This window comes from Pseudomonas sp. C32, from assembly GCF_030417915.1.
In the GTDB taxonomy this organism is placed as follows: Bacteria; Pseudomonadota; Gammaproteobacteria; order Pseudomonadales; family Pseudomonadaceae; genus Aquipseudomonas.
The window spans coordinates 196,020-219,854 of the sequence record NZ_JAUHUK010000005.1; the positions used below are offsets into that span (position 1 = coordinate 196,020).

The following is a 23,835-nucleotide window of genomic DNA, read 5'->3' on the forward strand; positions in this document are numbered from 1 at the left end:
GAGCATAACCGTTGTGGCGCTTATCGGCGAAAGCGCGGCTCTGGTATCCTCGCCGGCATGACTAAATCACTCCCCCTCAGCCTGATCGCAGCCCTCGGTGAAAACCGCGTGATCGGCGTCGACAACAGCATGCCCTGGCACCTGCCGGGGGACTTCAAATACTTCAAGGCCACGACGCTCGGCAAGCCGATCATCATGGGTCGCAAGACCTGGGACTCCCTCGGCCGCCCGTTGCCGGGCCGCTTGAACATCGTGGTCAGCCGTCAGGCGGATCTGGTGCTGGAAGGTGCGGAGGTTTATCAGTCGCTGGAAGCCGCCGTCGTTCGCGCCGAAGAATGGGCGAAGGAGCAGGGCGTCGATGAGCTGATGCTGATCGGCGGTGCGCAGTTGTATGCGCAAGGGCTGGCGCAGGCTGACCGGTTGTACCTGACCCGCGTGGCGCTGAGCCCGGACGGGGATGCATGGTTTCCGGAGTTTGATTTGAACCAGTGGAAACTGGTGTCGAATGTGCCGAACCCGGCGGAAGGCGACAAGCCGGCGTACAGCTTCGAAGTCTGGGAAAAAGCCTAAAAGCATCGCTGGCAGGCTGGCTCCCACAGTGGGCTTGAGGTGAAACACAAATTGTGTGAACACCCAAAATCCCTGTGGGAGCCAGCCTGCTGGCGATGAGGCCAGATCAGACGCTAAAGAATTACGCCTGCGCCAATGCCGAATGCTCATCCGCATCCAGCAATGCTTTATCCGTCTGCTGCATCACTTGGCTGGTAATTGCCCCCGCCGTCATCGACCCACTGACGTTCAACGCCGTACGCCCCATATCAATCAGCGGCTCGACCGAAATCAGCAACGCCACCAATGACACCGGCAAACCCATCGCCGGCAACACGATCAACGCGGCAAACGTCGCACCGCCACCCACCCCGGCCACACCGGCCGAACTCAACGTGACAATCGCCACCAGCGTCGCGATCCACAGCGGGTCCAGCGGGTTGATGCCGACAGTCGGCGCCACCATCACCGCCAACATCGCCGGGTACAGACCGGCACAACCGTTCTGGCCAATGGTCGCGCCGAACGACGCCGCGAAACTGGCAATCGACTGCGGAATACCCAGGCGACTGGTCTGCGCCTCGATGCTCAACGGAATCGTCGCAGCGCTCGAACGACTGGTGAAGGCAAACGTCAGCACCGGCCAGATCTTGCGAAAGAAACGCAGCGGATTGATCCCGGCCGCGGACACCAGCAGGCCATGCACCACAAACATCAGCCCCAGGCCGATGTAGGACACCACCACGAAACTGCCGAGCTTGATGATGTCTTGCAGGTTGGAGCCAGCGACCACTTTGGTCATCAACGCCAGCACGCCGTACGGGGTCAGCTTCATCACCAGGCGCACCAGGCGCATCACCCAGGCTTGCAGGGTGTCAATGGCGTTGATCACTTTCTGACCTTTCGCCACATCATCCTTGAGCAATTGCAGCGCCGCGACACCCAGGAATGCAGCGAAGATCACCACGCTGATGATCGACGTCGGTTTGGCCCGTGCCAGGTCGGCGAACGGGTTTTGCGGGATGAACGACAGCAGCAATTGCGGCACATTCAGGTCGGCGACCTTGCCGGCGTAGTCGTTCTGAATGGTTTGCAGGCGGGCCATTTCCTGGGTGCCGGCCACCAGACCTTCGGCGGTCAGGCCGAACAGGTTGGTCAGGCCGATGCCGATCAGCGCCGCGATGGCGGTGGTGAACAGCAGCGTGCCGATGGTCAGGAAACTGATCTTGCCCAGCGATGACGCGTTGTGCAGACGAGCCACGGCGCTGAGGATCGAGGCGAACACCAACGGGATCACGATCATTTGCAGCAGCTGCACATAACCATTGCCCACCAGATCGAACCAGCCGATCGAGGCTTTCAGCACCGGGTTGCCGGCACCGTAAACGCTGTGCAACGCCACACCGAACGCAACGCCAAGGACCAGGGCGAGCAGGACTTTTTTCGCCAGGCTCCAGGTGGTGTGGCGCGTTTGCGCCAGGCCGAAGAGCAGGGCGAGGAATACCAGCAGATTGAGGATCAGCGGCAGATTCATGAGAACTCCGAGTAAGACTTGTGCCAGCTGCCTTCCGGCGCAGCTGCGAACCGGCAAGCCTAACAGCTTGAAAACTAATGATTTAATATCAAAAACGTCTGGCAACTGTCGTTTTTGGAATAAGCGGATGTCGCTGTCAGAAATGCAGCTGGCGCGATAGGGACGTGGACGGTCGCTGACAGACCAAGGCCGTCACACTTATTTGTTAGCGTCGATCTCCTCTAAATCAGGGAGATTTTCCAAATGAAGTTCGCACCGAAGTTTCTCGCGGCAGCACTTTGCCTCGGCCTTGCCGGCCAGGTGCTCGCAACGGATCTGAAACACTGGCCCGCCGATCAAGCCAAGGCACTGGACGCGATGATCGCGGCCAACGCCAACAAAGGTAATTACGCGGTGTTCGACATGGACAACACCAGTTACCGCTACGACCTCGAAGAGTCGTTGCTGCCGTTCATGGAGAACAAGGGCCTGATCACCCGCGACAAGCTCGACCCCTCCCTGAAACTGATGCCGTTCAAGGACACCGCCGACCACAAGGAAAGCCTGTTCAGTTACTACTACCGTCTCTGTGAACTCGACGACATGGTTTGCTACCCATGGGTCGCTCAGGTGTTCTCCGGCTTCACGCTGCAAGAACTCAAAGGCTACGTCGACGAGATGATGGCGTCCGGCAAACCAGTGCCGGCGACGTATTACGAAGGCGATGTGGTCAAGAAACTCGACGTCAACCCGCCGAAAATCTTCACCGGCCAGCAAGAGCTGTACAACAAACTCATGGAGAACGGCATCGAGGTCTACGTGATGACCGCCGCTTCCGAGGAGCTGGTACGCATGGTCGCGGCCGATCCGAAGTACGGCTACAACGTCAAACCGCAGAATGTGATCGGCGTGACGCTGCTGCTCAAAGACCCGAAAACCGGCGCACTGACCACCGCGCGCAAGCAGATCACCGCCGGCAAATATGACGAGAAGGCCAACCTCGGCCTGGAGATGACTCCGTACCTGTGGACACCTGCGACCTGGATGGCCGGCAAGCACGCGGCGATCCTGACCTACATCGATGAGTGGAAAAAACCGATACTGGTGGGCGGCGACACACCGACCAGCGATGGCTACATGCTGTTTCACGATGTCGACGTGGCCAAGGGCGGCATCCACCTGTGGGTCAACCGCAAGGATAAATACATGACCCAGATTAACGGCATGATGGCCAAGCACGCTGCGGCCCAGGCCAAGGAAGGACTGCCGGTGACGGCGGACAAGAATTGGGTGATTGTGAAACCAGAGGAGATTCAGTAAGACCGGGGTGCCTGCATCGCCAGCAAGCCGGCTCCTACAATCGTGCGAATGGCACAATCTCCTGTAGGAGCTGGCTTGCTAGCGATGAGGCCGTCACTCCCGACATCAATATTGGCTGATGCACCGCAATCGCCAGCAAGCCGGCTCCTACAGGAGGGGCTTCGGTAATGGGTCGGTAAAAACGATCGGCAAAAAAATGCCCCGCACATGGCGGGGCATTTTTTGTTCAACGGTTAACGCTTACAGCCCGTCGAGCATCGCCTTGTTACGCACAGCACCCTTGTCGGCGCTGGTCGCCAGCAGGGCGTAGGCTTTCAGTGCGGTGGTCACTTTGCGTGGACGCACTTCCACCGGTTTCCAGCCTTTCTTGTCCTGCTCCACTCGGCGTGCGGCCAGTTCTTCATCGCTGACCAACAGGTTGATCGAGCGGTTCGGAATGTCGATCAGCACTTTGTCGCCGTCCTGCACCAGGCCGATTGCACCACCGGCAGCGGCTTCAGGCGAAGCGTGGCCGATGGACAGACCGGAAGTGCCGCCGGAGAAACGGCCGTCGGTGAGCAGGGCGCAGGCTTTGCCCAGGCCTTTGGATTTCAGGTACGACGTCGGGTACAGCATTTCCTGCATGCCCGGGCCGCCTTTCGGGCCTTCGTAACGGATGATCACGATGTCGCCGGCCTGCACTTCGTCCGCGAGGATGCCGCGTACGGCGCTGTCCTGGCTTTCGAAGATCTTGGCATTGCCTTCGAACACGTGGATCGACTCGTCGACACCCGCGGTTTTCACCACACAGCCATCCAGGGCGATGTTGCCGTAGAGAACGGCCAGGCCGCCTTCTTGCGAGTAAGCGTGCTCGACGCTGCGGATGCAGCCGTTTTCACGGTCGTCGTCCAGGGTGTCCCAACGGGTCGACTGGCTGAACGCGGTTTGCGTCGGAATGCCTGCCGGACCAGCCTTGAAGAAGTGATGCACGGCTTCGTCGGTGGTCTGGGTGATGTCCCACTTGGCGATGGCTTCTTCCATGCTGCGGCTGTGCACGGTTGGCAGTTGCGTGTGCAGCAAGCCGCCACGGGCCAGCGAACCGAGGATGCTGAAGATCCCGCCGGCACGGTGCACGTCTTCCATGTGGTACTTCTGGATGTTCGGCGCGACCTTGCACAGTTGCGGCACGTGACGGGACAGGCGGTCGATGTCGCGCAGGTCGAAATCGATCTCGGCTTCCTGGGCAGCGGCCAGCAAGTGCAGGATGGTGTTGGTGGAACCGCCCATGGCGATGTCCAGGGTCATGGCGTTTTCGAACGCCTGGAAGTTCGCGATGTTGCGCGGCAATACCGACTCGTCGTTCTCGCCGTAGTAACGCTGGCACAGCTCGACGATGGTACGGCCAGCCTGCAGGAACAGCTGTTCGCGGTCGCTGTGGGTGGCCAGGGTCGAACCGTTGCCTGGCAGTGCCAGACCCAGCGCTTCAACCAGGCAGTTCATCGAGTTGGCGGTGAACATGCCGGAGCACGAACCGCAGGTCGGGCAGGCGCTGCGCTCGTACTCAGCGACTTTCTCGTCAGAAGCGCTGGAGTCGGCGGCGATCACCATGGCGTCGACCAGGTCGAGGCCGTGGGAAGCGAGTTTGGTCTTGCCGGCTTCCATCGGGCCGCCGGAGACGAAAATCACCGGGATGTTCAGGCGCAGGGACGCCATCAGCATGCCAGGGGTGATCTTGTCGCAGTTGGAGATGCAGACGATCGCATCGGCGCAGTGGGCGTTGACCATGTACTCGACGGAGTCGGCGATGATCTCGCGGCTCGGCAGCGAATACAGCATGCCGTCGTGGCCCATGGCGATGCCGTCATCGACAGCGATGGTGTTGAATTCTTTTGCCACACCGCCAGCGCGTTCGATTTCGCGGGCGACCAGTTGACCCAGGTCCTTGAGGTGCACGTGGCCCGGTACGAACTGGGTGAACGAGTTGGCAATGGCGATGATCGGCTTCTTGAAGTCGTCATCTTTCATCCCCGTTGCGCGCCACAGTGCGCGGGCACCGGCCATGTTGCGGCCGTGGGTGGATGTTTTCGAGCGGTAATCAGGCATGAAGCACTCCGGGCGGCTAATCAGGTATCAAAAGGGAAGTGAGCTTCTATTGACGTCTGGAACACTCAGAAATGGCCGCGTGTCCGGAAGTTGCCGATAACTTTGCGGGATCGCCGCGCGCTTCAGCTTGAGCTCATAAACCCGCCGGGGATGACTGGCGATGAATGTTCGCGATTCTACACGGCTGGCGGCTGGAGGGAATGCCTGCAAGCGGGGGAGGCAGCATTCACAAGACGTGCGGGCGCAATCCTTGTAGGAGCGAGCTCGCTCGCGATGAACCAGAGAACGCCGCGGGGTGTCAGGCTGCCAGCGTTATCGTTGACGACCATCGCGAGCGAGCTCGCTCCTACAGGAAGGGCGGCGATTGATCAGGGTATTGAGGCCGAGCGCCACCGCGCTGAGCAGCAGGAAAGCCAGTGCCAAGGTCGTTTGCAGATCTGTTCCATTCAGATTGATCAATGCGCTGGTCAAGCCGCCAAATATGAAAACGAGTGTGTTCCCGGCCGACGCCGAAGTGCCGGCGTTGTCCGCAAACACGTCCATCGCTTTGGATGTGGCGATGGGGCGGGCGATGGTCGTGCCGGCGGTACAGATGATCATCGGCACCAATACCGTCAGGATCGAAAGCCCAAGCCAACTTGAAAGTAAAAGCATCACCACTCCCGAGAAAAATATCAGGCTCAAGCCGACGATGATTTGAGTATTGGGTGTTATTCGGCTGGAAAGCACCCGGGCGGCGATCCCACCGATGATATAAGCCGCACCATAGAGCAGAAGGGTCAGGGAGAACGCGTAGGGCGACATGTGTAGCTGATCCATGAAGATCAACGGCGAAACGACGATAAAGGAAAAATGGCAGGTAAAAGTGATGGCCGCGATCAACCAATAGCCCAGGAAGCTCGCATTGCCGCACACCCGGCGATAGGTCTGGAAAATGTTCTGGCGTGAGGCCACGGCAGGTCGCTGGTCTTCCAGCATGAAACACGCCTTCAGAAACACGACGACGGCCAAGGCAATAAACAGAAAAAAGCTGCCGGGCCAGTCCAGAGCTTGCTGCAACACACTACCCAACAACGGCGAGACGGAAATGAACACCCCGCTGGCCGTGACCATCAGAATCCGCAGCCGATCCCGTTCCTTGCCTTCGAATAGATCCTGAACCAGCGCCTGCGACAGCACGAAGCAACCGCAGCCGATGGCCTGGACCACGCGGAACATCAGGAATCCTGCGTAATCGGTGGCCAGCAGGCAGCCGGCGGCTCCCACGATCGAAACCGCCATACCTGCCAAGAGCAGCCGTTTGCGGCCGATAGTGTCCGAGAGCGGTCCGATCACCAGTTGGGAAAGAGAGAGGCCGATGGCAAAAAGGCTGATGGATAATGCGATGTTGGCAGGCGTGGTCTGGAAGTGTTTCGCCAGCGAGGGGAAGGAGGGCAGCAAAACGTCCAGGGGGAAGACGCCGAGTAGCACCATCGTCATTAATAGAACAACCGCTGCCCGGCGCTTTTTTGCACTGACCGCATATTTTTCATCAATCATCGATAAGCCCTGCCTCGGAGAACAGTTGCCTATTGGTAGGCAGGTCAAAGAACCCAGCCTCTTTCAATGCTTGAAATGTGGCGCTGGCACTCGATCGGATGCAAAGAAGACGAGCGTGCTCGTCCGCCATATAAGCAATAATTTGTGCAACTGACTTTTTGTTAAGGCCGACGCTGCGTAGGCTCCCGCTGAGCCAACATTCATCTGTTTCAAAGAAAATAAGCAAAATCTCTATGAGCAGCTTGGCGGCTACTGCGCGCTGAACGCCGCTAAAATTCTGCCAAAAATAATGAAACACTTCGCAGAAGTAACGACTGTGTCGCGCCTCGTCGGCGAGATGATCTCTGAGCATTTCCTGAACGGTGCTCACCAAAGCATCGCGACAAGCTTCGAGCAGCTCCTTGGCGATAATCGTCTCCGAGACGAAGCCCACAAGAAACCACGCCAATGCTTTGTGCTTGGTCGATGTGCGATCGATTAGTTCGTTCAGTCGGGTTATTCGTTGGGGTATGACCGGCCGGTCGGTCATGCCATAAAGGTCTGCAATTTGTTCGGCGAGATTACTGGAGAATAGCGCGTGATAGCCTTCATCAGTGTATAGCTGCAGTGCAGCTGTTTTCATCCTTGTAGGAATAACAATACCCAGTTCGTTATGGGCAATGATTTCGACTGATCGGTTGACGATGCGGTGCTCAAGCAAGGTGGTGTAGTCGAGAAAGTGCACCAAATGGTTGGCGGAAAGACGTTGGGTTATTGCTTTGTTTTTTGTTTTGAGCTCTGGGTGATTTAGATAAGAGAGAAAAGCTGGTGGAAACCAGTGTCGAGTTTTCAGTTGTTCATTTAAGTCCGGGGGCAGTAAATAACAGTGCTTGCTGCTTCGAACTGAGGACCGGGTGTTCCAATCACTAAGCGTGAAACGTCGGGCCCACATAGCGCGGTCGTTTGGGGAGCTGTTCATTGCCCCTGCTCCTGCGTGGTCAGCAGCGACTTTAACTCTTTGCACATCACTTGCCCGTCACTCTTGCCGCAACCAACAAAGAACAACACTTGCTCTGGGCTATTTTCCAACCCCAACAACGCTTCCACCTGGTCATCTGTCAATGCGCCGGTCAACCAAGTGTTCAATCCCAGTGCAGTGGCTGCTAATTGGAACGTCTGAGAAATATGACCAGCTTCGATGTAGGCCATTCGATAGGCTCGAGAGTGCTCATATTTCCACCAAAGTTTGTCGAATCTACAGGTTATGAACAATCCAACTGGCAGGTTATTGATGAAGTGTTGCCCGGATAGAAGATGCCCTAACGGTTGATCGGGCAAGGGGTTGACGAAACTCAGCGCGTGCATTGTGGGATGATAGGCGTAGAAACCGGTTTTCAGACCAACAACGTTTTGAACATGAAGAAAGCCTTCACAGGCATTTAGCCCGCCACCAGATGGACTGCTTCGCCGGGCTCCGAGGCCTTCGGCAATGCTTTCATCGATTTCGTTTTCGCGCTCATGCAAATAGCCGAGGGCCAAGTAAAGAAGTGTACTGATGATCTCTAGTGAAACGGCTTCACCTGTGAAAGTCCGGCAGGTTTTTCGGTCAATCAGAACGCTTGCCAAGGGGCGCACCGGCAGGCAAGAAGGGAGTGGTAGGGCAATCAGATCGCGTGCCAAGGATTCCGCGAGTCTGGTTGGAGGAGGGGAAGTGTTGAGGACGTTTGTACAATGATCGAGATATAGGCTTGACCATTCATGGATATCTTGCGGGACGTGATCGCAAGGGATGTTCTTAGTGCCAATATGGAATATTTTTGATAGTTCATCCCAGCCCCATTTTGTGTGGGTGGGCTTGGTGTTTGTAAGAATTCCGGCACTAAAAAGTTTAGAGTCAATTTCATTTGAGTCGTTGAAATTGTTTGGGTTTTCGATTAGCTCGGCAAGTCGCGTTGAATATTCAAGGTTGAGTTCAAACTGCTTGTGATTTTTGTAATCCCAGATTATTTGGTTAGGGGTGCGCGGAAGTATGAAGACATTAGGGTTTATTTTCATGTTAAATGATTCTCTGGGTGGTGCCCTATAAAGCGCTGAGTAGCCGGCACTCCCCAACGCTTCATTTACTTATCAGGCTTTCTTGGAAACCAGAAAAGCCAAGTTTGCAATGTGGGAAGCTTCCAGAGTGATTGTTTTCATGATTGGAACTCCTTTTGAGTTTAAGTAAATGTCACTTCGTAGTGACAGCTCAATCATAGGTGTCGGTCATGTTTTTTCAAGAAAATTCTGAGTAGGAATATTCTAATAATGTTGTCGGAGTGGTCCTACATATTAATCGATTTTTTTGATCATTAACAATAACGTAGCGTTCTGCCAGGGGGCGTGAAGTATTTCAGTGTGTATTGGGGGGCAAGTCATCCCCCCCAATACAATGGTGTAATCAGCTATTCGGCAACAACCGGCAAGTAATGCTCTTGATGTAACGGGTTTCAGCAATCGCCGGATGCACCGGATGATCCGGGCCTTGGCCGCCGCGTTCCAGCATCTGGATGTTGCGGTCCAGGTGACGGGCGCTGGTCAGCAGGATGTTCTGCAGGTCGTCTTCCGGCAGGTGCATCGAGCAGGAGGCGCTGACCAGGATGCCGTCCTTGCTGAGCAGGCGCATGGCTTGCTCGTTCAGGCGGCGGTAGGCGCCTTCGCCGTTTTTCATGTCTTTCTTGCGTTTGATGAACGCCGGCGGGTCGGCCACGATCACGTCGAAGCGTTCTTCGCTGGCTTTCAGTTCTTTCAGGGCTTCGAAGACGTCGCCTTCGATGCAGGTCATTTTCTCGGCGAAGCCGTTCAGTGCGGCGTTACGCTCAACACCGTCGAGGGCGAAGGCCGAGGCGTCGACGCAGAACACTTCACTGGCGCCGAATGCGGCAGCCTGCACGCCCCAACCGCCGATGTAGCTGTACAGGTCGAGCACGCGCTTGCCCTTGGCGTACGGCGCCAGGCGTGCGCGGTTCATGCGGTGGTCGTAGAACCAGCCGGTTTTCTGACCCTGGATGACCGGGGCTTCGAATTTCACGCCGTTCTCTTCCAGTGCAACCCACTCCGGCACCAGGCCGAAAACGGTTTCGACGTAACGGTTGAGGCCTTCGGCGTCACGGGCAGCGGAGTCGTTCTTGAACAGAATGCCGCTTGGTTTGAGCACTTGGGTCAGCGCCGCGATCACGTCGTCTTTATGGGCTTCCATGGTGGCCGAAGCGATCTGCACCACCAGGATGTCGCCGAAACGGTCGACGACCAGGCCTGGCAACAGGTCGGAATCACCGTAGACCAGGCGATAGAACGGCTTGTCGAACAGGCGATCGCGCAGGGACAGGGCCACGTTCAGGCGATGTACCAGCAGGGACTTGTCCAGCGGCAGCTTGATGTCGCGCGACAGCAGGCGAGCGCAGATCAGGTTGTTCGGGCTCATGGCAACGACGCCCAGCGGCTTGCCGCCGGCGGCTTCGAGGATCGCCTGGTCGCCGGCCTTGAAACCGTGCAAAGGCGTAGCAGCTACATCGATTTCGTTGCTGTAGACCCACAAGTGACCGTTGCGCAGACGACGGTCGGCATTGGCTTTGAGGCGCAGGCTAGGCAGGGACATGTCGTCGCTCCGGAAAAAAGAGCGGGAGTATAGCGTGTTGAGCTCCCGGGTTGGCCTGTAAGTGGACATGTGGTGAGGGTTGTCATGCGAATTGGTATGTTGGATCCATCTTCATAAAGGTTAGAATCGCCGCCTGACCCAGAGTGTGCACAAATGTCCCAAGAGCTGACTTCCGAACAGATCCAACAAGCCCTGCAGGGCATCAGCGTTCCGGCCCAGCCGCAAATCATGGTGGATTTGCAGATGGAGCAGTACATGCCTGACCCGGATCTGGAAGTCATTGCCAAGCTGATCTCCCAGGATCCGGGCCTGTCCGGGTCCTTGCTGAAAATCGTCAATTCACCGTATTACGGGTTGAGCAACAAGATTGCTTCGATCCAGCGCGCGGTGAATCTGCTGGGCAGCCGCTCGATCATCAACCTGATCAACGCGCAGTCGATCAAGGGCGAGATGAACGACGACACGATTGTCACCCTGAACCGATTCTGGGACACCGCCCAGGACGTGGCGATGACCTGCCTGACGCTGGCCAAGCGCATCGGCATTCAGAACGGCGATGAAGCCTATGCGCTGGGCCTGTTCCACGACTGTGGCGTGCCTTTGATGCTCCAGCGTTTTCCCGATTACATGAGTGTGGTGGAGCAGGCCTATGCCAACGCCAGCGCGGAGTGCCGGGTGGTCGATACCGAGAACAAGGCGTTCAACACCAACCACGCCGTGGTCGGTTATTTCACGGCCAAGTCCTGGCGGCTGCCGGAGCATGTGTCTGCCGCGATCGCCAATCATCACAACGCCTTGGCGATCTTCAGCGATGAGTCCTTGAACAACAGTTCGCTGAAGAACCTGCTGGCGATCCTGAAGATGGCGGAGCATATTTGTGCCTCCTGCCGGGTGTTGGGTAACCAGACCGAAGACCACGAGTGGGACAGCATCGCGGCGTTGGTGCTCGATTATGTCGGCCTCTCCGACTACGACTTCGAGACACTTAAACAGACGATTCGCGACCTCGGGACTCATCGCTGAGTGTCGGAGGTTCTTCCTTCAAGAGAGCACCATGCCTGAACTGCCAGAAGTCGAAACCACCCGTCGCGGGATTGCGCCGCACCTGGAAGGCCAGCGTGTCAGCCGGGTGATCGTGCGTGACCGGCGCCTGCGCTGGCCGATTCCCGAAGACCTCGATGTGCGGTTGTCCGGGCAGCGCATCGTGCTGGTTGAGCGGCGCGCCAAGTACCTGTTGATCAACGCCGAAGTCGGCACCTTGATCAGCCATTTGGGCATGTCGGGCAATCTGCGGCTGGTGGAGGCGGGGTTGCCGGCGGCCAAGCACGAGCATGTGGACATTGAACTGGAGTCGGGCCTGGCCCTGCGTTACACCGACCCGCGGCGCTTTGGCGCAATGCTCTGGAGCCTCGATCCGCTCAATCACGAATTGCTGATTCGCCTGGGGCCGGAGCCGCTGACCGACCTGTTTGATGGCGAGCGCCTGTTCCAGCAGTCCCGTAACCGTTCGATGGCGGTCAAGCCGTTCATCATGGATAACGCGGTGGTGGTGGGTGTAGGCAATATTTACGCGACCGAAGCGCTGTTCGCTGCCGGCATCGACCCGCGCCGCGAGGCCAAGAGCATTTCCCGTGCGCGGTATCTGAAACTGGCCATCGAGATCAAACGCATCCTGGCCGCCGCCATCGAGCGCGGTGGCACCACGTTGCGGGATTTTATCGGTGGAGATGGGCAGCCCGGTTACTTCCAGCAGGAACTGTTCGTGTACGGCCGTGGCGGTGAGCACTGCAAGGTCTGTGGCACAGGGTTGCGGGAAGTGAAGCTGGGGCAGCGTGCGAGTGTGTTTTGCCCGCGTTGTCAGAGCTGATGCGTTAGGCAAGATCAAAAGATCGCAGTCTTCGGCAGTTCCTACAGGGTTTTGCGTACACCGGTAGGAGCTGCCGAAGGCTGCGATCTTTTAAGTGAATCAGACCTTACCGGTAATCTTCCGGTACTTCTCCATCAACTGCTCTTCAGTCTCCGGATGAGCTTCGTCCAGCGGAATGCAATCTACAGGGCAGACCTGCTGGCACTGCGGTTCGTCGTAGTGGCCGACACACTGGGTGCACAGGTTCGGGTCGATCACGTAGATCTCTTCACCTTGTGAAATGGCGGCGTTCGGGCACTCGGGTTCGCAGACGTCGCAGTTGATGCAATCGTCGGTGATGATCAGGGACATGCTAACTCCAGCCGGGGCGGCAAGCCCGGGCGCAATAAACCAATGCGCACAATTGTGCCGCATTGGCGCCCGCGTTGCACGCAGGCGCGACGTACTGTAGGAGCCAGCCTGCTGGCGATGGCGGTGTGTCAGGTGTCCCGCGTTGTATTGATCGCCAGCAAGCCGGCTCCTACAGTCGTGTCTTACTTCTTGAAGCGTTCGGTCAGTGCGTCCGCCACCACAGGGTGCACGAACTTGGTGATATCGCCGCCCAGGGCTGCGATTTCACGGACCAGCGTCGAGGAAATAAACGAATAGCGCTCGGACGGGGTTAGGAACAGGCTTTCCACATCCGGCGCCAGCTGACGGTTCATGTTGGCCAGCTGGAACTCGTATTCGAAGTCCGACACCGCGCGTAATCCACGCAGGAACACATTGGCGTTCTTCTCTTTGGCGAAGTGCGCCAGCAGCGTCGAGAAACCGACGACTTCTACGTTCGGCAGATGTTTGGTGACCTCACGCGCCAGTTCCACGCGCTGTTCCAGAGGAAACAGCGGGTTTTTCTTGGGGCTCGCGGCAACGGCAATGATCACGTGGTCGAACAGGCGCGAGGCGCGTTCGACCAGATCGCCATGGCCCTTGGTAATAGGGTCGAAGGTACCTGGGTACAACACTCGGTTCATCGCGTCGTCCTGGCGGGAATCCGTTGGGGAGTCGGATGGTATCGCAGCCTTCCCGGTCGGCCAAGTCGCCTGTTGGGTAAGAAAGCACTATAGACGATAGGAATAATCGTCATTTTCACGGGTTTTTTAAACGTTCAGCCAGGGAAGTCGCCAGTTGCGCCGTCAGTCCGTAGACCGACAGTTGTGGGTTGGCGCCAATGCTGGTGGGGAACAGCGAGCCATCGTGGATCGACAGATTGCCCAGTTGATGATGCCGGCCGAGGCTGTCGGTCACGGCGTTTTCAGGGTCTTCACCCATCGCGCAACCGCCCATCACGTGGGCGCTGCCCAGGCGCGTGCGGTACAACTCCAGGCTCAAGCTGTCGATCAGTGTGCGGGCCTCGGCCAGGGTTTTGACGTAGCGAGCGTCAGCGTGCATTGGCATGACAGCCTTGGCGCCGCCGGCAAACTGGATTTCGGCCATGCTGTGGAACGCGCGGCGCAATCCGTCCCAGGCGTAGGGCGAAACCTGATAGTCGAGCACGGGCGTGTTGTCACCGCGCAATTCGACGCTGCCGCCCTGGCTGTCCGGGTGAAATCCGTCCCTGAGTAGCGCGAGCATGGCGTGGGTGTGGGGCAGGTTGGCCATGTGTTGTGAATTTTCCTGGCCGAACCCGCCCAGCAACGTCGCGGCGAGTGCGGGGTGCAGGGGCGGGACTTCCAGTTTGTAAGCCATCTTGCCGCGGGTGCCGTCCATCCACTGGAAATGGTCGGAATAGATCGACTGTGGCGCGCCGTAGAATGGGTTGATCACTTCGTCGAACAACGCGGCGGACATGTTCACCGGATGCAGGAACGTGCGCTTGCCGAGTCGCTTGTGCGGATCCGGCGCGCCGGAGCGCATCAGCAAGGCCGGGCTGTTGATGCCACCGCCAGCCAGCACGAAATGCCGGGCCTTGACCGTGACGGTGCGCCCCGTCGGCGCAACACAGCGCTCGTCCATCGCCGAGCATCGTAGCCCCGTGACCTTGTCGCCGCTGATGATGAGTTTTTCCGCTCGGGTCAGGTAAATCAGCTCGCCGCCCTTTTCCAGGGTTGCTGGAATGGTGGTGACCATCATCGACTGCTTGGCGTTGGTCGGGCAGCCCATGCCGCAGTAACCGAGGTTCCAGCAGCCGCGCACATTGCGTGGGATGACATGCCAGCTGTAGCCGAGTTTTTCACAACCGTTGCGGATCACATCGTTGTTGGCGTTGGGTGGCACCCTCCATGGCGCGACGCCCAGGCGCTGCTCCATTTTTTCGAACCAGAGGGCCATTTCGGCCGGGCTGTGACCCTTCACGTTGTGCTCTTTGGCCCAGTGTTCCAGGGTCGGCTCCGGGGTGCGAAAACTGGAGGTCCAGTTGATCAGCGTGGTACCGCCCACCGCACGGCCCTGGAGGATGGTGATCGCACCATCCTTGCTCATGCGGCCGATGCCTTCCTGATAAAGGCTGGCGTACGCCTGGTCTTCGAGCAGTTTGAAGTCGGTGCTGGTCTTGAGCGGGCCTTCCTCGATCAACAGCACTTTGTAGCCGGCAGCGCTGAGGATTTCGGCGGTGGTGCCGCCACCGGCACCGCTGCCGATGATCGCCACGTCCGCTTCGAGGGTCAGGTCCTGGCTCAGTCGCGAGCCGTCATAGGTTTTCCAGCCACGGGCCATGCCTTCGCGGAACGGATCGGGTACGGGCATCTTCGGGTTCTCTTTTTATTGTGTTCGACGGTGTTAGCAAGATCGCCTGTAGGAGCAAGCTTGCCCGCGATGGGGTCGACTCGATTTCAAACGGTAGGCGGCCCGGGATACCCGCAATGCGCCCACGATTCCTTGCGCCCATACCAGCCCATCATCACCAGTTGCACCAACGAGCTGTGACCCATGCGCAGCAAGCTCAACGCGCTGTTTTCCCAGCGATCGAGGAACCGCCGGATGTCGTCGGCACTGGCGTTTTCCCAACTGCCCCAGATCCCGCTCAGCGGTCCGCGGGTGACGGCCATGCCCAGCACATCAAACAGTTGCTGGGTCAGCTTGAGCATTTCCGGGGACAGGTGATTGAGGTTGTAGTCCAGGCTTTTCAGGGTGCCTTCGACGGCATCGGTCATGCGTTCGACGGGCGCGGCGCCGTCGAGCATGACCGGCAGCACGGCCCGCAGAAACAGCAAGTCGGCATCGCGCAACGTGGCAAAACCATGCGCTGAAACACTCGACGAGCAGCCACTGAGGCTTGCGCCTAACCCGGCCGTGGCCAGAAAGGCGCTGGCGCCGAGGCTGAATTTCAGCAGGCCGCGCCGTGACAGCGCGGGTGTATCGGACAGGCTTGGGCTCATTATTGTTATTACCCGACAGTGACGATCGTTAGCGGATGAACAGCTTCTGGATCAGCTTCTGAATGGATTTACCGTATGGCGGGTAAATCAGTTTTGCCGCGTTGAGCCGTTGCTTGATCAGCACACCCTTGGCTTTGCTGAAGGTCAGGAACCCCTCATGACCGTGGTAATGGCCCATGCCCGAAGCGCCGATGCCGCCGAAGGGCATGTCGTCTTGGGCGACATGCAGCAGCGTGTCGTTCAGGCACACGCCACCGGAATGGGTTTCATGCAGCACGCGGTGTTGTTCGCGCTTGTCGTAGCCGAAGTAGTACAGCGCCAGCGGACGAGGGCGCTGGTTGATGTAGGCAAACGCCTGGTCCAGATCTTTGTACGGCACGATCGGCAGCAAAGGGCCGAAGATCTCATCCTGCATCAAGGTCATGTCATCGGTGACATTGAGCAGCACGCTATGGCCCATGCGTCGGCCCTGACCCTGTTCGAACAACGGGATCAGCAGCGCGCCTTTGCTGGTGGCGTCGCTGATGTAGCCGTTGAGTCGTGCCAGTTGTCGTTCATTGATGATGGCGGTGTAGTCCGGGTTGTCGGCCAGGGTCGGATAAAACCCGCGAACGGCAGTGCGATAGGCTTCGACGAAACCGCCGACACGGTCTTCCGGCACCAGCACATAGTCCGGGGCCACGCAGGTCTGGCCGGCGTTCAGTGTTTTGCCGAAGGCGATGCGTTCGGCGGCGTCCTTGAGCGGGACGTCGTGGGAAACGATGGCCGGCGACTTCCCGCCCAGCTCCAGAGTCACCGGCGTCAGGTTCTCGGCGGCGGCGCGCATCACATGTTTGCCGATGCTGGTGGCGCCGGTGAACAGCAGGTGATCGAACGGCAGTCGCGAGAACGCCACGCCGATGTCAGCTTCGCCCAGCACCACGCAGACCAGATCTTCGGGGAAGATTTTCGCCAGCAGTTCTTTCATCAGCAAGCCGGTGGCCGGGGTCGATTCACTGAGCTTGAGCATCACCCGATTGCCCGCCGACAGCGCGCCGACCAACGGGCCGATGGCCAGGTACAGCGGGTAGTTCCACGGCACGATCACACCGACCACGCCCAACGGCTGATAAATCACTTTGGCCGACGCTGGCTGGAAGGCCGCACCGACTTTGCGCCGCGAGGGCTTCATCCAGCTTTTGAGGTGCCGGCTGGCGTAATGAATGCCGTGCAGGCTGGGCATCAATTCCGCGAGCAGGGTTTCATCGGCGCTGCGGTGGCTGAAGTCCTGGCTGATCGCCTCGATCAGGGCCTGGCGTTCATTGCTCAATAAATCCTTCAGCGCCTTGAGCCATTGCTGGCGCTGGGCTGCCGGTGGCATCGGGTGGGCGGCATAGGCGGCGCGCTGAGCATCAAACTGGCGCTGAAGCTCTCCCAGCGGCTGCTGTAGGTTTTGCAGGTAGGAAATATCAGCAGTCATGGTCGGCTCCGGATTTATTGTAATGAGGTACTTTTTAGAGTCTATGCTCTAAAAAGTCAAATACCATCCAGGAACAGCTTGGTTTTATCCGCTCGCAGATAGATCTAAGATGCCCGCCAACGCACTCTGAAATTAAAGCTCAAGCCATGGCCCCACGGATCAAAACCAGCGAGCGCATCGTGCAGAACAGCCTCGAGCTGTTCAATCAGCAGGGCGAGCGCAGCATCAGCACCAACCACATTGCTGCCCACATGGAGATTTCTCCGGGCAACCTGTACTACCACTTCCCTAACAAGCAGGCGATCATCGCCGTGCTGTTCAGTGAGTACGAAAGCCTGGTCGACAGCTTCCTGCGTCCGCCCCAGGGTCGCGCCGCGACGGTGGAAGACAAGCGCTTCTATCTCAAGGAGCTGCTGTCGGCGATGTGGCGCTACCGGTTCCTGCATCGCGACCTGGAACACCTGCTCGACAGTGATCCGGACCTCGCCGATCGCTATCGACGTTTTTCCCAGCGCAGCCTGATTCACGGAGCGGCCATCTATGAAGGCTTTGTCGCCGCCGGCATCCTGAAGATGGACCGGGTGCAGATCGAATCCCTGACGCTCAATGCCTGGATCATCCTCACCTCGTGGGTGCGTTTTCTGTGCACCACGCGGGAAAATTCCAGCCATGTCAGTGAGCAGGCGATCAAGCGCGGGGTATATCAGGTGCTGGTGCTGGAGGCCGGGTTCGTCACGGATCAGGCGCGCGACGAAGTGAATGCCTTGTTCGAAGAGTTTTATGTGCCGCTGGCCCAGGCGCTTGAGGAAGTGAAGTAGCATCGAATTCCGAAAACAATCACAGGAGCCCGTTATGCCCATTGCGCAATTGATCAGCCCGCAAGCACTGGACCTGAAAAAGGACCAGCCGGGGTTGGTGATTCTGGATTGTCGTTTTGCCCTCGAAGACCCGGATTACGGTCAGCGCAGCTACGCCGAAGGGCATATCGCCGGCGCGGTGTTTGCCGACCTTGAGCGTGATCTCAGCGGGAAAGTGGTCAAGGGTGTGACCGGGCGGCATCCGTTGCCGGAGCCGGAAGAGTTGATCGAACGCCTGCAAGCCTTCGGCATCAACGCCGACAGTGAAGTGGTGTTGTACGACGACGGCCCAGGTGCCTATGCGGCGCGGGCCTGGTGGTTGCTGGCCTGGCTGGGCAAGCGCGATGGCGTGTTTATCCTTGATGGTGGGCTCAAGGCCTGGCATGCGGCCGGTTTACCATTGAGCCTGGACGCGCCGTCGATCACCCTCGGTACGTTCATGGGCAGTCCGGATGCTTCGCTGCTGCTTGATGCCGAACAGCTGCAAAAACGTCTCGGCCAACCGTCGCTGACCTTGCTCGATGCTCGCGCCTTGCCGCGTTTCAAAGGTGAAGTGGAGCCGATCGATCCGATTGCCGGGCACATTCCCGGTGCGCAGTGTGCGGCGTTCACTGACAACCTCGGCAGCGACGGGCGTTTCCTGCCGGCCGATCAGCTCAAGCAGCGCTTTGCCGCGAAACTCGGCAATCGCTCACCCGACGATCTGGTGGCTTATTGCGGTTCCGGCGTGACGGCTTGCCACAATCTGTTCGCGCTGTGCCTGGCGGGTTATCCGCTGGGTTCGTTGTATGCCGGGTCGTGGAGCGAGTGGATCAACGAGCCTTCCCGAGGCATCGCCACCGGCGAATAAATCACCACAAATCCCCTGTAGGAGCGAGCTTGCTCGCGATGGCGGCGTTACATTCAGCATCTGGGTTGGCTGATACACCGCCATCGCTAGCAGGCTAGCTGTGTAAACCCAGCACGTTGTTCACAAATGCTATCCGGCTAATCGGCGGCAAATAATTCAAACTGGCATGCGGGCGCCGGCCATGATCAGCCTCCATGGCTCACTCGCGCCCAACGGCGGCAAGCCACTGGGGAATGCGTCGCTCCAGGTAGTAACCCGGTTGCCGTACCGTGCCGTCGACAAATCCGACATGCCCGCCCTTGGCCTGCAACTCGAACTGCGTGCAGGCGGACAACTCATCCGCGTGCGGCAAGCTGTGGGGAAATACGAAAGGGTCGTCGGCGGCCTGGATCATCAAGGTGGGTGTACGGATCTCGCCGAGAAAATAGCGGCTTGAAGCGCGGCGATAATAATCTTCGGCATCACTGAAACCGTGCAGCGGTGCGGTGACGCGCCCATCGAAATCCCAGAACGTGCGCATGTTCTCCAGTGAGCCGAGCGCGGCCAAGGCTGCCAGTCCATCCTCACGCCCGTCGTGCTGGAATTGCCGCTGCTTGTTCTTGATGTAGGCCACCATCTCGCGCATGAAATGCGCCTGGTAGACCTTGGAGAACCCCTGACCGATGCGGTCGGCGCATTGGTCCAGGCGAAACGGCACCGACACCGCCGCCGCGCCGAGTACGCCGCTGTCGCTGCCGGTCTCTCCGAGATACTTGAGCAGGACATTGCCGCCCAGCGAATAACCCACGGCATACAACGGCGCGAGGGGGCGCTTGGCGCGCAAGTGTCTGATGGCGTCGGCCAGGTCTTCGCTGGCGCCGGAATGGTAACTGCGGGGCAGCAGATTGGGCTCGCCCGAGCAACCGCGCCAGTTCAGCGCAACGCTGGCCCAACCCCGATCACCCAGTACTTTTTGCATCCCGGCCACGTAAGGCGAATTCGACGATCCGGTCAGACCGTGCAGCACCAGCACCAATGGTGCATCGACGCTGTGCGGGCCATGCCAATCGAGGTCGAGGAAGTCGCCATCGTCGAGCCAGAGGCGTTCTCGCTCGCGTTCGATGTGCGTGGTTTTGCGCCACAGCGGACCCCACAAGGTTTGCAGGTGCGGGTTGCCGAGGCCGAAGGCGGGGGTGAAGCGTTCTGGCAGATGGGACACGATGATTCTCGATGCAGCGGTGCGTACCGGGTACGCACCGTTTTCATGCCGGTCGATTAACCGGTGATCTCTGCCATACGTTGCCACAACGTGTAGTAAACGCGCCCGGATTTTTGCTCGCGGTGCAGGCGCCAGTTCTGTGGCAGGCCCTGCGTCGAAGGCGCGGATTCGCTTTCGGTGTACACCCAGGCTTCATCTGCCAGCCATTGGCGTTCTTCGAGCAAGGCGCAAACGGCGGGCAGCAGGTTCTGGTTGAACGGCGGGTCGAGGAATACCAGGTCGTAGGCCGTTGCGGTCTGGGTTTCCAGATAGCGCAGGGCGTCGGCGGTCTGGACCTGGCCGTTGGTACAGCGCAACGTGCCGAGGTGTTCCTTCAGGCTGGATACCGCGATGCTGCTGGCGTCCAGCGCCTGGCCCATGGCGGCGCCACGGGACAAGGCTTCAAGAAACAACGCGCCGCTGCCGGTGAACGGGTCGAGCACTTTCGCGCCCGGCACGTAAGGTGCGAGCCAGTTGAACAGGGTTTCACGCACGCGGTCCGGCGTCGGGCGCAGGCCCGGGGCGTCAGGGAAACTCAGCTTCCGGCTGCGCCATTCACCGCCGATGATGCGCAGTTGGTTCACGCCGTTATGGACGTTCTTGGCGGGTTTTTTTGGACTGGCCATTAATGCTCCGGAACCCCGAGCGGTTGCTCGGAAGGTTTATCAGTAGGGGCCGGTAACGGCTTTTGCGGCACGGTCGGGCCAGCGCTGACGATGACCATTTTGTCCGTGCTCAGGTGTTTGTTCAGTGCTGCTTTGACGTGTTCGACGGTCAGGCTCTGGGACTGTTGCATGAAGTCTTCCAGATGACTGAGCGGCAGATTATAGAAGCCGATGGCACCGAGTTGGCCGACGATATCAGCGTTGCTGGCGGTGGACAGCGGGAAGCTGCCCGCCAGTTCGCGCTTGGCGTCGTCGAGCTCTTTTTCGGTCGGCCCGGTTTTAAGGTAGTCGGCGAGCACATCCTGCACCAGTTTCAGGGTGCCTTCGCTCATCTCGGCGCGGGTTTGCAGATTGATCAGGAACGGCCCTCGCACCTGCATCGGGGTGAAGCCCGAATACACGCCATACGCCAAACCGCGCTTCTCACGCACTTCGCTCATCAGACGCGTGCCGAAACCGCCGCCGCCGAGGATCTGGTTGCCCATGGACAAGGCGGCGTAGTCCGGATCGTCACGGTCGATGCCCAGTTGCGCGAGCATCAGGTTGGTCTGTTTGGACGGAAACTCGATGTGGCCGATGCTCGCCTTGGGTTCGGTCGGTTGCGCGATTTTCGGCAACGCCGGACCTTTGGGCAGGGCAGCGGAAACCTGGGCGGCCATCGCTTCGGCTTCTGCGCGGGACAAATCACCGACCAGCGCGATCACCACGTTGCCGGATGCATAGGCTTTTTCGTGGAACTTGCGCAGCTGCGCAACCGTAATCGCCGGAATGGTTTTCGCCGTGCCATCGCTGGCATGTGCGTAGGGATGATCGCCGTACAAGCGGTTCATCAGCTCAAGGCTGGCCAGTTTGCCGGGACTCTGTTTCTGGTACTCGAAACCGGCAAGCATCTGGTTCTTGATGCGGGCAAACGAGTCGGCAGGGAAGGTCGGCTTGCCGATGACTTCGGCGAACAGTTTCAGGGCGGGTTCGCGTTTGTCCGAAGCGCTCAGGCTGCGCAGGGAGGCAACGGCCATGTCTTTAAAGGCACCGTTGCCGAAATCGGCGCCCAGCCCTTCGAAGCCTTGGGCGATGGCGCTGACGTCCTTACCGGCCACACCTTCGTTGAGCATGGCGTTGGTCAGCGTGGCCAGGCCCGGTGCGTCGCCGTCCTGGCTGCTGCCAGCGGAAAAGATCAGGCGCATGTCGAACATTGGCAGTTCGCGGGCTTCGACGAACAGCACCTTGGCACCTTCGGCGGTGCTCCAGGTCTGCACGTCCAGTGTGCGGTGGCTCGGTGCCTTGCCGTTCAGTTCGGCCAGCGATTGCAGTTTCTGGCTGGCCTTGGCCTTGTCGAGGGCTTCGCTGGCAATGGTTTCGCCGGAACGCGAGAGGTAGAACGCGGCAGAACCAATAACGGCAACGGCGACCAGGCCAATCAGGACCAGGCGGGAGGGTTTGCGCTCACTCATGAGTCGTCTCCAGTGGCAGTACATGGGCGACGCTGAGACGTTCGCGGGTGAAATACAGCTTGGCGGCTTTCTGGATATCTTCCGGCGTGACGCTTTCCAGGTCGGCCAGTTCGGTGTCCATCAGCTTCCAGGACAGGCCGACGGTTTCCAATTGGCCAATGGCGGTGGCCTGGCTGGTGATCGAATCACGCTCGTAGACCAACCCGGCGATGACCTGGGCGCGGACACGTTCCAGTTCTTCAGTGGACGGTGCGGTGGTTTTCAGCTGTTCGAGCAGCTTCCACAAACCGGCTTCCGCCTGGGCGATGGTTTTGTGTTTCTGAGCGTTTGGCGTCGCCGACAAGGTGAACAGACTGTCGCCACGGGTGTAGGCGTCGTAACTCGACGAACCACCGGACACCAGCTCTTCGCCACGCTCCAGTTGCGTCGGAATGCGTCCGCTGTAACCGCCGTCGAGCAGGGCCGAGATCAGGCGCAGAGCGTTAATCAGGCGCTTGTCCTCGGCGGTGGCGATGCTTGGCACGTTGAACGCCAGCATCAGGCTCGGCAATTGGGTCTGCACGTGCAAGGTAAGTTGGCGCTCACCGGGTTCGGCCAGCTCCAGCGGTTTTTTGGCTGCCGGCACATCTCGTTTGGCGATCGGGCCGAAATAGCGTTGGGCCAGGGTTTTGACTTCGTCCGGGGTGACGTCGCCGACCACCACGAGCGTGGCGTTGTTCGGCACGTACCAGGTTTCGTACCAGTGGCGCAGTTCTTCGACCTTCATGCGGTCAAGGTCGGCCATCCAGCCGATGGTCGGCGTGTGATAGCCGCTGGCCGGGTAAGCCATGGCCTTGAAGCGTTCGTAGGCCTTGGACATCGGCTTGTCATCAGTGCGCAGGCGACGTTCTTCCTTGATGACTTCGATTTCCTTGGCGAACTCGTCGGGCGGCAGGCGCAGGCTGGCCATGCGGTCGGCTTCCAGCTCGAAGGCTACGCCCAGGCGATCACGGGCCAGCACCTGGTAGTACGCGGTGAAGTCGTCGCTGGTGAAGGCGTTTTCTTCAGCGCCGAGGTCGCGCAGGATCAACGACGCTTCGCCAGGGCCGACTTTGTCGCTGCCCTTGAACATCATGTGTTCCAGGGCGTGGGACAGACCGGTGTTACCGGGCGTCTCGTAGCTGGAGCCGACCTTGTACCAAACCTGGGAAACCACTACAGGCGCACGATGGTCTTCACGCACAACCACCTTCAAGCCGTTGTCGAGGGTGAATTCATGGGTGGGTTGCGGGTCGGCAGCCAGGGCCGAAAGTGGCAGGCAGACTGTGCTGAGCAGCAGGCCTGCGGCGCGGCGGGCTAGAGCAATCATTCGTTTTTAAACCTTTGGGGCTGCCCGCTTGTTCTTAGCGTCAGCGGGCGAGAGGGTGCTAGGATACTGATCCGTTTTACTGGCGGCCACGCCTATCAGGCCTTTGACGGCCTGCAGGTTGCATGGGTT

At 59.1% G+C, this 23,835-nt stretch carries 21 protein-coding genes; 6 read left to right on the forward strand and 15 right to left on the reverse strand.

The window, feature by feature from the left end; translation table 11 throughout:
• Positions 1-57: 57 nt before the first annotated feature.
• Positions 58-570 (forward strand): dihydrofolate reductase, encoded by a 513-nt coding sequence (locus QYH43_RS07970; protein WP_301156828.1) that lies wholly within the window; start codon positions 58-60, stop codon positions 568-570.
• Positions 571-691: 121 nt separating this feature from the next.
• Here the strand turns inward: QYH43_RS07970 and QYH43_RS07975 are convergent, their stop codons facing one another.
• Positions 692-2,083, reverse strand: coding sequence for an L-cystine transporter (locus QYH43_RS07975; protein WP_301156831.1), 1,392 nt, complete (start codon positions 2,081-2,083; stop codon positions 692-694).
• 243 nt (positions 2,084-2,326) lie between these two features.
• Between QYH43_RS07975 and QYH43_RS07980 the strand changes: the two genes are divergently transcribed.
• A complete protein-coding gene (locus QYH43_RS07980) occupies positions 2,327-3,382 on the forward strand; it encodes a haloacid dehalogenase-like hydrolase (protein WP_301156832.1) in 1,056 nt (351 codons plus the stop codon).
• Between the two features lie 240 nt (positions 3,383-3,622).
• On the opposite strand, the gene ilvD is transcribed toward QYH43_RS07980, so the two are convergent.
• The 5 genes from ilvD to QYH43_RS08005 all read right to left on the reverse strand — a co-directional run bounded on the left by ilvD (position 3,623) and on the right by QYH43_RS08005 (position 10,616).
• A complete protein-coding gene (gene ilvD, locus QYH43_RS07985) occupies positions 3,623-5,464 on the reverse strand; it encodes a dihydroxy-acid dehydratase (RefSeq protein ID WP_095057369.1) in 1,842 nt (613 codons plus the stop codon).
• Positions 5,465-5,776: 312 nt separating this feature from the next.
• On the reverse strand, positions 5,777-7,003 hold the full coding sequence (locus tag QYH43_RS07990; RefSeq protein WP_301156833.1) for a multidrug effflux MFS transporter: 1,227 nt from the start codon (positions 7,001-7,003) through the stop codon (positions 5,777-5,779).
• Complete coding sequence (locus QYH43_RS07995) at positions 6,996-7,961, reverse strand: diiron oxygenase (protein ID WP_301156834.1); 966 nt, start codon at positions 7,959-7,961, stop codon at positions 6,996-6,998. Before QYH43_RS07995 ends, QYH43_RS07990 begins: the two co-directional genes overlap by 8 nt.
• Complete coding sequence (locus QYH43_RS08000; RefSeq protein WP_301156835.1) at positions 7,958-9,037, reverse strand: SagB family peptide dehydrogenase; 1,080 nt, start codon at positions 9,035-9,037, stop codon at positions 7,958-7,960. The genes QYH43_RS07995 and QYH43_RS08000 overlap by 4 nt, the downstream gene beginning before the upstream one ends.
• A 382-nt stretch (positions 9,038-9,419) precedes the next feature.
• Positions 9,420-10,616 carry a class I SAM-dependent rRNA methyltransferase gene (locus tag QYH43_RS08005; RefSeq protein WP_301156836.1) on the reverse strand — a complete coding sequence of 399 codons (1,197 nt, stop codon included), beginning with the start codon at positions 10,614-10,616 and terminating at the stop codon, positions 9,420-9,422.
• Between the two features lie 153 nt (positions 10,617-10,769).
• On the opposite strand from QYH43_RS08005, the gene QYH43_RS08010 reads away from it, so the two are divergent.
• Positions 10,770-11,639, forward strand: coding sequence for an HDOD domain-containing protein (locus tag QYH43_RS08010; protein WP_301156837.1), 870 nt, complete (start codon positions 10,770-10,772; stop codon positions 11,637-11,639).
• Positions 11,640-11,670: 31 nt separating this feature from the next.
• Positions 11,671-12,483, forward strand: a complete 813-nt coding sequence (gene mutM, locus QYH43_RS08015) for a bifunctional DNA-formamidopyrimidine glycosylase/DNA-(apurinic or apyrimidinic site) lyase (protein WP_301156838.1) — start codon at positions 11,671-11,673, stop codon at positions 12,481-12,483.
• A gap of 99 nt (positions 12,484-12,582) precedes the next feature.
• Here the strand turns inward: mutM and QYH43_RS08020 are convergent, their stop codons facing one another.
• The 5 genes from QYH43_RS08020 to QYH43_RS08040 form a co-directional block, all read right to left on the reverse strand.
• Positions 12,583-12,834, reverse strand: a complete 252-nt coding sequence (locus tag QYH43_RS08020) for a YfhL family 4Fe-4S dicluster ferredoxin (protein WP_095057374.1) — start codon at positions 12,832-12,834, stop codon at positions 12,583-12,585.
• Positions 12,835-13,016: 182 nt separating this feature from the next.
• Positions 13,017-13,496 carry a pantetheine-phosphate adenylyltransferase gene (gene coaD / locus QYH43_RS08025; RefSeq protein ID WP_046039203.1) on the reverse strand — a complete coding sequence of 160 codons (480 nt, stop codon included), beginning with the start codon at positions 13,494-13,496 and terminating at the stop codon, positions 13,017-13,019.
• A 115-nt stretch (positions 13,497-13,611) separates the two neighbouring features.
• Positions 13,612-15,207 carry a GMC family oxidoreductase gene (locus tag QYH43_RS08030; protein WP_301156839.1) on the reverse strand — a complete coding sequence of 532 codons (1,596 nt, stop codon included), beginning with the start codon at positions 15,205-15,207 and terminating at the stop codon, positions 13,612-13,614.
• A gap of 86 nt (positions 15,208-15,293) precedes the next feature.
• Positions 15,294-15,839 (reverse strand): twin-arginine translocation pathway signal protein, encoded by a 546-nt coding sequence (locus tag QYH43_RS08035; protein ID WP_095057376.1) that lies wholly within the window; start codon positions 15,837-15,839, stop codon positions 15,294-15,296.
• Between the two features lie 28 nt (positions 15,840-15,867).
• Positions 15,868-17,298: a coniferyl aldehyde dehydrogenase gene (locus QYH43_RS08040; RefSeq protein ID WP_095057377.1), complete on the reverse strand. Its 1,431-nt coding sequence runs from the start codon at positions 17,296-17,298 to the stop codon at positions 15,868-15,870.
• A gap of 146 nt (positions 17,299-17,444) precedes the next feature.
• On the opposite strand from QYH43_RS08040, the gene QYH43_RS08045 reads away from it, so the two are divergent.
• Both QYH43_RS08045 and QYH43_RS08050 read left to right on the forward strand, forming a co-directional pair.
• Positions 17,445-18,116 (forward strand): TetR/AcrR family transcriptional regulator, encoded by a 672-nt coding sequence (locus QYH43_RS08045; protein ID WP_301156840.1) that lies wholly within the window; start codon positions 17,445-17,447, stop codon positions 18,114-18,116.
• A 34-nt stretch (positions 18,117-18,150) separates the two neighbouring features.
• Positions 18,151-19,005, forward strand: coding sequence for a sulfurtransferase (locus QYH43_RS08050; protein WP_301156841.1), 855 nt, complete (start codon positions 18,151-18,153; stop codon positions 19,003-19,005).
• 199 nt (positions 19,006-19,204) lie between these two features.
• Here the strand turns inward: QYH43_RS08050 and QYH43_RS08055 are convergent, their stop codons facing one another.
• Genes QYH43_RS08055 through QYH43_RS08070 form a run of 4 tightly spaced genes read right to left on the reverse strand, consistent with a single transcriptional unit; the run spans position 19,205 to position 23,706 of the window.
• On the reverse strand, positions 19,205-20,203 hold the full coding sequence (locus QYH43_RS08055; RefSeq protein ID WP_301156842.1) for a hydrolase: 999 nt from the start codon (positions 20,201-20,203) through the stop codon (positions 19,205-19,207).
• Positions 20,204-20,259: 56 nt separating this feature from the next.
• Entirely contained in the window at positions 20,260-20,868 is a 609-nt protein-coding gene (gene rsmD, locus QYH43_RS08060) for a 16S rRNA (guanine(966)-N(2))-methyltransferase RsmD (RefSeq protein WP_301156843.1), read from the reverse strand.
• The gene (locus QYH43_RS08065) at positions 20,868-22,358 is read right to left on the reverse strand and encodes a pitrilysin family protein (RefSeq protein ID WP_301156844.1); all 1,491 of its coding nucleotides are present in this window, start codon (positions 22,356-22,358) and stop codon (positions 20,868-20,870) included. Before QYH43_RS08065 ends, rsmD begins: the two co-directional genes overlap by 1 nt.
• Positions 22,351-23,706 (reverse strand): pitrilysin family protein, encoded by a 1,356-nt coding sequence (locus QYH43_RS08070; protein ID WP_095057383.1) that lies wholly within the window; start codon positions 23,704-23,706, stop codon positions 22,351-22,353. The genes QYH43_RS08065 and QYH43_RS08070 overlap by 8 nt, the downstream gene beginning before the upstream one ends.
• Positions 23,707-23,835 lie beyond the last annotated feature (129 nt).